Genomic DNA, 7,811 nt, shown 5'->3' with positions numbered 1-7,811 from the left:
CCCCCCCCCCCCCCCCCCCCCCCCCCCCCCCCCCCCCCCCCCCCCCCACACACCAACCCCCACCCCAGATGCAGCGTAGTCTCGTGGGCTCGGAGATGTGTATAAGAGACAGGAATATAGGAATTACCTAACGGAAGAGCAGAGCCATGTTGACGAGGTCAGGATGGCGCCGGCCGGCGCAGGCGACGTCCCGGCGCCCGCCCCACCCTCAGGAAGCCTACCCGTCATAGAGCGGGGTTGAACGCTCGTCGTCCGCGCGAACGCTGAGATCGACGCGGACCAAATTCTTGGCCCACGCATCGGCGATCGTCCTGATGATCGAGTTATGGCCCAGACACTTTTATCGCGAGAGACAGGCAGAATGCCCATCCCGAGCGAGCCGCCACAAATCCTCCCGCCTCAAAGCTCGTCGTAATTGAACCAATCAAAATCGGCGGTCTTTGCCCTGCCCGACGTATCGAAGGCGAAGACGCCGGCAAAGGCACCGGTGAAGGAGCCGTGTTCGCCGCGCCCGCCTTCATCGGAAACGACACCCGCGTCGAGCACAGGGCCGATCGGGTGCCAGGCCCCCTTGCCTTCCGTCTGCCAGAAGAACTGCAGGTCGTTGTCGCGGATTTCCATCGAAAGCTGGACGCGACCTTCGGCCGGAAGGGCAACGCCGCTTTCGGCCGGGAAGGTCAGGCGGCCATCAGGATAATCTCCATTGCAGGACAGGATCGTGACGCAGCCGCCGAGCTTCTCGTGCAGCGTCACGGCAATGGCGTGGAACTTGTGCCTGTTGTAGTAATGCGTCAGGCCGGCGACCTGCTGATAGGTATCCGGATCGAATTCCACGACGGTCTCCGCCCTGAAGCGGTGGTGCTCCTGTCGACGGGCGACGAGAGATTGTTCGAACCACGAGCCGATGCTTTCGCGGGCGATCAAGCGCAAATGGCCCGGCCTCTCGGTCAGGTTGAAGATGCGCTCCGGCTGCGGCGTGCGCAGCCACTGGAAATCGATCGGCAATTGAGGACTGTCGAAATTGTATTCCCGCCGCCGCGGCTTTTCGATCGGCTCGGCGCCGCCCAGTCCCGGGACGGTGACATCAGGAACCGTCGTGCCGTTTTCGAGATAGAGCCAACCATCGTCCTTCCAGACGCATTTCTGCAGGCTGGTTTCACGACCGAGCGTGCAGCGGCGCTTCGGCGGCAGCGGCCGGCCGCAGAGATGGGTGTGATAGACCTGGCCATCGGGCGTCTCGACATACTGCCCGTGCCCTGCCCTTTGCAGCACGGCCTCCGGATTATCCTTGGATGTGATGAGATACATGTTCGGATGCATCTCGTAGGGACCGTCGATGTTGCGCGAACGCGCCATCGTCACTGCATGGTCATAGCCGGTGCCCCCTTCGGCGGTCGTCAGATAGTAATAACCATCGCGCTTGAAGAGATGCGGCCCTTCGACAAGTCCAAGCGGGCTGCCGGCGAAGATGTTCTTGATCGGGCCTTTCAGCGCCCGCGTCTCGGAATTCCATTCCTGCAGCAGGATGCCGTCGAAGGCAGGGTGCTTCGGCGCGCCGCCATAGCTTTCGGTGCGATGGTTCCACTGCATATTGACGAACCACTTGCGGCCGTCGTCATCATGGAAGAGCGACGGGTCGAAGCCCGAGGAATTGACGTAGACCGGTTCGGACCACTCGCCCTCGATCGTCGGCGACGTCACGATGTAATTATGCGCGTCCTTGAAGTTGCCGTCGAAGCGCTTGACGTCGGTATAGACCAGCCAGAACAACCCATCGGCATAAGACAGGCATGGCGCCCAGATGCCGCAGCTGTCCGGGTTGCCGCGCATGTCGAGCTGCGACCTGCGCTCCAGCGGCCGCCGCACCAGCGTCCAGTTCACCAGGTCGCGCGAGTGATGGATCTGCACACCGGGATACCATTCGAAGGTCGAGGTGGCGATGTAGTAGTCCTCGCCGACGCGGCAGATGGATGGATCGGGATTGAAACCCGGCAGAATAGGGTTGCGGATCATTGACGGCTCCTCCTCCGGCAAGTTTGCTATACGTACATCAACAGCGACAGGTCGCGGCCTCCAATCTAGCCGCCCTCATCTCTGTGCTCGTCACAGAGATCCAGCCAGCCCAAGTCTTTGGGCTGAAAGGACCTTTCTCGCCGCGCAGACGCGCGGCGGCTGGATTCCTGTGACAAGCACAGGAATGAGGGAGCTTGTTGCAACCCGTTGCATCAAGCTCCCCCGCCTCTTGCTTATTCGCGCTCTGCGGACTTGGCCCAGAGGTTGATGTCGGCCTCCTTGGCGTAGACATCGATCTGCTTCAGTTCTTCCGCGGTAAACTCGAGATTATCGAGCGCCTTGACGCAATCGACGATCTGCGACGAGCGGCTGGCGCCGATCAGCGCCGAGGTGACCCGGCCGCCGCGCAGCACCCAGGCGATCGCCATCTGCGCCAGCGTCTGGCCGCGCTTCTCGGCGATCTCGTTGAGCTTGCGGATGTTGTCGATGATCGACGGACGGATGAAATCGCGCTTCAGGAAGTGGTTCTGCGCCGCGCGGCTGTCTTCCGGAATGCCGCCCAGATACTTGGCCGTCAGCATGCCTTGCGCCAGCGGCGAAAAGACGATCGAGCCCATGCCGACCTCGTCCAGCGCATCGAGAAGCTTGTCGTCCTCGACCCAACGGTTGAGCATGGAATAGCTCGGCTGGTGAATGAGACACGGCGTTCCGAGATCCTTGAGGATCTGAGCCGCTTCACGGGTGCGCTGGGAGTTGTAGGAGGAAATGCCGACATAGAGCGCGCGGCCGGAGCGAACGATGTGATCCAGTGCGCCACAGGTTTCTTCCAGGGGGGTGTCCGGATCGAAGCGGTGCGAATAGAAGATGTCGACATAGTCGAGGCCCATGCGCTTCAGGCTCTGATCGCAGGAGGCGATCAGATACTTGCGGCTGCCCCACTCGCCGTAAGGGCCCGGCCACATGTCGTAACCGGCCTTGGACGAGATGATCAGCTCGTCGCGCAGGCCCGCGAAATCCGTGCGCATGATTTCGCCGAAGGCGGTCTCAGCGGAGCCGGGAGGCGGGCCGTAATTGTTGGCAAGGTCGAAATGGGTGATGCCGAGATCGAAGGCCGTGCGGCACATGTCGACCTTGCGGTCATGCGGCGTGTCGCCGCCGAAATTGTGCCAGAGGCCGAGGGAGACGGCAGGCAGCTTCAGGCCGGAACGGCCCGTGCGGTTATATTTCATGTTCGAATAGCGGTCGGAAGCCGGTTGCCAGCTCATGGTCCTAGTCCTTTAAGAAAATCGCGCGGGCAGATCTGCCCGCGCGGGACAATAGTGGTTTGAAGCCTTACTTCAAGAGCGCCCCTACTTCAGAAGTGCCTGGGCCTCTTCGATGCCGAGTGCCGCGGGCTGCGTGCACGTCGTGGTGAGTTCCACGAACCTGCCTTCCTCGCCCGACTTCAGGATCGAGGTCATGACATCGACGCCATGCAGCGTGCGGTCGAGCGAGCAGCGCGCATCGCGGCCGTCGATCAGGGCCATCGCCATGTCGGCGAGACCTGCGGTGCGGTAGTTGGCGCGCGGGCCGCTCGGGCTTTCCTGGTTGAAGATGCCGAAGGGATGTTCCCAGGCTTCCAGCGGCTTGATCTCCTTGTCGCGGCCGCTTGCCTCGACAACGCCGCCGAAGAAATTCGGGTCCGGCACATAGAGCGAACCTTCGGTGCCGTAGAGCTCCATGTTGGCGTGACGATGCGACCAGACATCCCAGCTCGCCGTCAGGGTGATCGTCGCGCCGCTGACGAACTCGAGCAGCGCCTGGATCGTCGTCGGCGTCTTGACCGGAATGATCTCGCCGTTGCGCGGCTGGCTGGTAATCGTCCGGGTCTCGGAAGCCATCGAGGTCATGGCACCGACGCGCCTCACCGGGCCGATCAGGTTGATCAGGTTGGCGATGTAATAGGGGCCGAGGTCGAGGATCGGACCTCCTCCGGGTAGGAAGAAGAAGTCCGGATTAGGATGCCACATCTCCATGCCCGGGCTCATCACGTTGCACGTGCCCGAGGTGATGCGGCCGATGCCGCCCTCGTCGATATATTTGCGGGCGAGCTGATGTGCGCCGCCGAGGAAAGTGTCCGGAGCGCAGCCGACGGAGAGCTTCTTCTCCTTGGCAATGCGGCGCAGGTCCTCGCCCTGCTCCAGCGTCAGCACAAGCGGCTTTTCGGAATAGACATGCTTGCCGGCTTCAAGAGCGGCCTTCGAGACCGGATAGTGCGCATCCGGGATCGTCAGGTTGACGACGACCTCGATCTCGTCATTGGCGAGAAGTCCCTCAATCGTCTGCGCCTTGACGCCGTATTCCTCGGCGCGCAATTCCGCTGCCTGCACATTGATATCCGCGCAGGCGAGAATTTTCAGGCCCTTGAACAGCGGGGCAAGCGAAAAGTACGTAGTGGAGATGTTGCCGCATCCGATGATGCCGACGCCAAGTTCCTTGGTCATGTTGTCCTCAATAGGTTTTGAAGGATGCGATCGAGCGGGCGATCAGGCGATCGACGTCGCTCGGATTGTCGTGCTCGACCACGTAGTGCTTCGCCTTGGTGCCTTTGAGCGCCGTAATCAGCTTCGCCCAGGCAAGCGTACCGTGACCGACGTCGGCCCAGCCGTCTTCGTTCGTGTTCTCGCCTGATGGAGCGATGTCCTTGACGTGAACGGCGGTGATGCGGGACCCGAGCTTCTCGATCCAGGCGTAGGGATCGGCGCCGCCGCGAACCACCCAGGCAATATCCGCCTCCCACGAAATGTCAGGCGCGCCTTCGAAAATGCGCTCGATCGGCAGCGAGCCGTCGGCGAGCTTCACGAGTTCGAAGTCGTGATTGTGCCAGCCGAATTCATAACCGGCATCCTTGTAGGGCTTCGACATCTCGTGCAGGCGCTTGCCGAAGGCGAGCCAGCCGGCGCTGTCCGCCGGGCGCTTATCGGCGGCCAAATGCGGCGCATAGATCGAATCCATGCCGAGTGTCTTGGCAATGTTCAGCGACTTCTTGACGTCGCCGTCGAGGAGATCCGGGCTGAAATGGCCGGTGGCCATCACAAGGCCGTTCTTGTCGAGATCGGCACGCAGGCTCTTGAGACCGGCGTCATCGAGATCAGCATACATGCCGCCGAAACCTTCGACTTCCGAATAGCCGGCTTTGCCGAGCTTTTCGAGGATCGCCGAATAGGGCTGAAAATTGCGGGCGCTGTAAAGCTGAAAACTTAGTTTGGTCATGTTATCCTCCTCGGGCCTCGTGCCCATTCATTTGAATCAGGATCAATCCACGGACTGGCAAGAATGCAGGTCGTAGAAACGGAATTCCGGCAACTCGTCGCCTTCGAGCGGCTGCGCCGGTGTGAAGGTGATGCGGCGGGTCTCGCCGGCCGCCAGATCGAAGGCATTGTCAGAATACTTGCCGTCGGAATCGGTCTCGATCATCACGAAGAGCGCCAGTCCCTTGGCGGTGACGTTGAGGCAAACCGAGCCGTCCTCCTCGACATATTCGCGAGTCACCTGCAGTCCGGCAGGTTCGAGCTCCAGCGCCTTGTAGGTGCCGTGAACGTAATGCCCCTCGCCGCCCATGCCGTTCGAGGCGCTAAAGTGCCAGGCGAGCAGCGTGCCGGCAGGGATATCCGCCATCTCGACCGTTGTTGCCGTCACGGCAGCATCGGTCGTGCAGACAGCCTGAACATCCTTCAGGTGCCGGCGCTCGCCCTTCATCGTCAGGATCGAGATCGAAAGATCGACGCTGATATCGGAAAGCGTGTCATTGACCAGTGACAACAGGATCGTCTTGCCGTCCTCGCTCGGAATGGCGGCGACTGCGACCGGCTGGAAGAAGCGCCTGACGAGATAGTGCATCGCCTTCCAGCGGCCGCCATAATCGAGGCTGGACCAGGACGCGACCGGCCAGGTGTCGTTGAGCTGCCAGTAAATCGTGCCCATACAATGCGGCTTGAGCGAGCGCCAGTATTCCACCGCCGTCTTTATCGCGAGGCCCTGCTGGATCTGGCTCAGATAGACGAAATTCGGAAAGTCCTTCGGGAAGCGGAAGTAACGGAACATGGTGCTGGCGATGCGCTCATTGCCGCCGGCATTTTTCTGGTGCAGCTCCATGACCGGCGAGGCGACGTTCATGTCTTTCGCGTCTGCATAGGTCTTGATGACCGGCAGCGATGTGTAGGATTGGAAGCCGAATTCGGAGCAGAAGCGCGGCCTGACCGTCCGGTAATTGTCGAACGACTTATTCTCGTGCCAGACCGACCAGTAATGCATGTCGCCGGAGCCGTCGGCATGCCAGGCATCGCCGAAATCGAGATAGCCGGAGGCAGGACTCGACGGCCACCACAGCGCGCCGGGAAGCGCCTTCTTCAACGATTGCTCGATGGTGCGGTTCAGACGATCGTAGGAAACGAGGTAACGGTCCCGATCCTTCTTCGGCTCGTCGAACCATGTGAGCGCGCCAACTAGCTCGTTGTCGCCGCACCAGAGCGCGATCGACGGATGCGAGGACAGCCGCTTGACCTGATACTCGACCTCATGCGCGACGTTCTCGAGGAAATCCTCCGTCGAAGGATAGAGATTGCAGGCGAACATGAAGTCCTGCCAGACCATGAGGCCGAGGCGGTCGCACAGATCGTAGAAATAATCCTGCTCGTAGAAGCCGCCGCCCCAGACGCGAATCATGTTCATGTTGGCGGCTTTCGCCGACCGCAGCAGGTCCTCCGTCTTTCCGGGAGACGAGCGCGAAAACAGCGCATCCGCTGGAATCCAGTTCGCACCGCGGCAGAAGATTTCGCGGCCATTGACCTTGAAAGCGAAACGGCTTCCGGCAGCATCCGGCGTGGTGACGAGCTCGATGGTGCGAAGGCCGACCTGCTTCGTTACCGTATCGCCCGGAACCTCGACGGAAAGCGTATAAAGCGCCTGTTCGCCGCTGCCGGAAGGCCACCAGAGACGGGGCTTCTCGATATCGAAGACATGGTTGATCGTCGTCTCACCGCTGTTGACGCCGACATCGAGACGGACGCGCTCGCCGTCGAGCAAGAAATGCACCGGCACAATGCCCGGGTTCTTCGCGAAGAGCGTGGCCGTGACTTGCAGTTGAACGCTGCCGTCGAGACTATGGATCTGGCGGGTCGTGACGTGCTCTATGCGAGCGGTTTCGAGCTTCCGAAGCGCGACCGTTCCGTAAAGGCCGAGCGGCGCAATGGCGATGTTCCAGTCCCAGCCGAAATGGCATTGCGCCTTGCGCAGCATATTGCCATTGGCGATCGGTGAATTGCCCGGATGATAGGGAACGTAGAAAGGCTGCTTGCTCTGGCGTTCAGCACCGGCGGTGATGCTCGAATGCAGGATGATGCGGATCGTGTTGTCGCCCGCTTTCAGCATGCTTGAAACATCCGGCCGGTAGCGGCGGAAGCAGTTGTCAGCCGAGAGTGCCAGCAAGCCGTTGACGAAGACCGATGCGACGGTGTCGAGGTAATCGATATCGAGATACCAGTCGCCCTCGGTGTCCGGTAGCGAAAAGCTCCGCTCGATCACCCAGTCCTTGTGCGCAACCCACTGCACCTGCTCTTCGTTGCGGCCGAAATACGGGTCGGGAATGAGTTCTGCGGAGTGAAGCGCGGTATGGACGTCGCCGGGTAGCGTCATCACGCTCCTGATCTCGCCATCGGCGGAAGCGAGGTGCCAGGCACCGGACAGATCGATACTGGAGGCGTTCTTCGGCAAGGAAGTCATGACATTACCCTGGTAGGCCGCCTGGGAGGATGCGGCCG

General features: G+C 61.2%; 5 protein-coding genes. All 5 read right to left on the bottom strand.

What is annotated here, in order from left to right; all coding sequences use genetic code 11:
- Positions 1-399: 399 nt before the first annotated feature.
- Positions 400-2,013 (bottom strand): glycoside hydrolase family 43 protein, encoded by a 1,614-nt coding sequence (locus tag ACPYOJ_RS25115; RefSeq protein ID WP_481418670.1) that lies wholly within the window; start codon positions 2,011-2,013, stop codon positions 400-402.
- Between the two features lie 233 nt (positions 2,014-2,246).
- Complete coding sequence (gene mgrA, locus ACPYOJ_RS25110; RefSeq protein WP_481418669.1) at positions 2,247-3,278, bottom strand: L-glyceraldehyde 3-phosphate reductase; 1,032 nt, start codon at positions 3,276-3,278, stop codon at positions 2,247-2,249.
- An 84-nt stretch (positions 3,279-3,362) separates the two neighbouring features.
- Positions 3,363-4,496, bottom strand: coding sequence for a Gfo/Idh/MocA family protein (locus ACPYOJ_RS25105; protein ID WP_481418668.1), 1,134 nt, complete (start codon positions 4,494-4,496; stop codon positions 3,363-3,365).
- Between the two features lie 7 nt (positions 4,497-4,503).
- Complete coding sequence (locus ACPYOJ_RS25100; protein ID WP_481418667.1) at positions 4,504-5,265, bottom strand: sugar phosphate isomerase/epimerase family protein; 762 nt, start codon at positions 5,263-5,265, stop codon at positions 4,504-4,506.
- 42 nt (positions 5,266-5,307) lie between these two features.
- Positions 5,308-7,773, bottom strand: coding sequence for a beta-mannosidase (locus tag ACPYOJ_RS25095; protein ID WP_481418666.1), 2,466 nt, complete (start codon positions 7,771-7,773; stop codon positions 5,308-5,310).
- Positions 7,774-7,811 lie beyond the last annotated feature (38 nt).

This window comes from Rhizobium sp. SVR5-9E, from assembly GCF_056755095.1.
The sequence above is the reverse complement of the archived record's forward strand: the minus strand, read 5'-3'. Positions and strand labels throughout refer to the sequence as shown.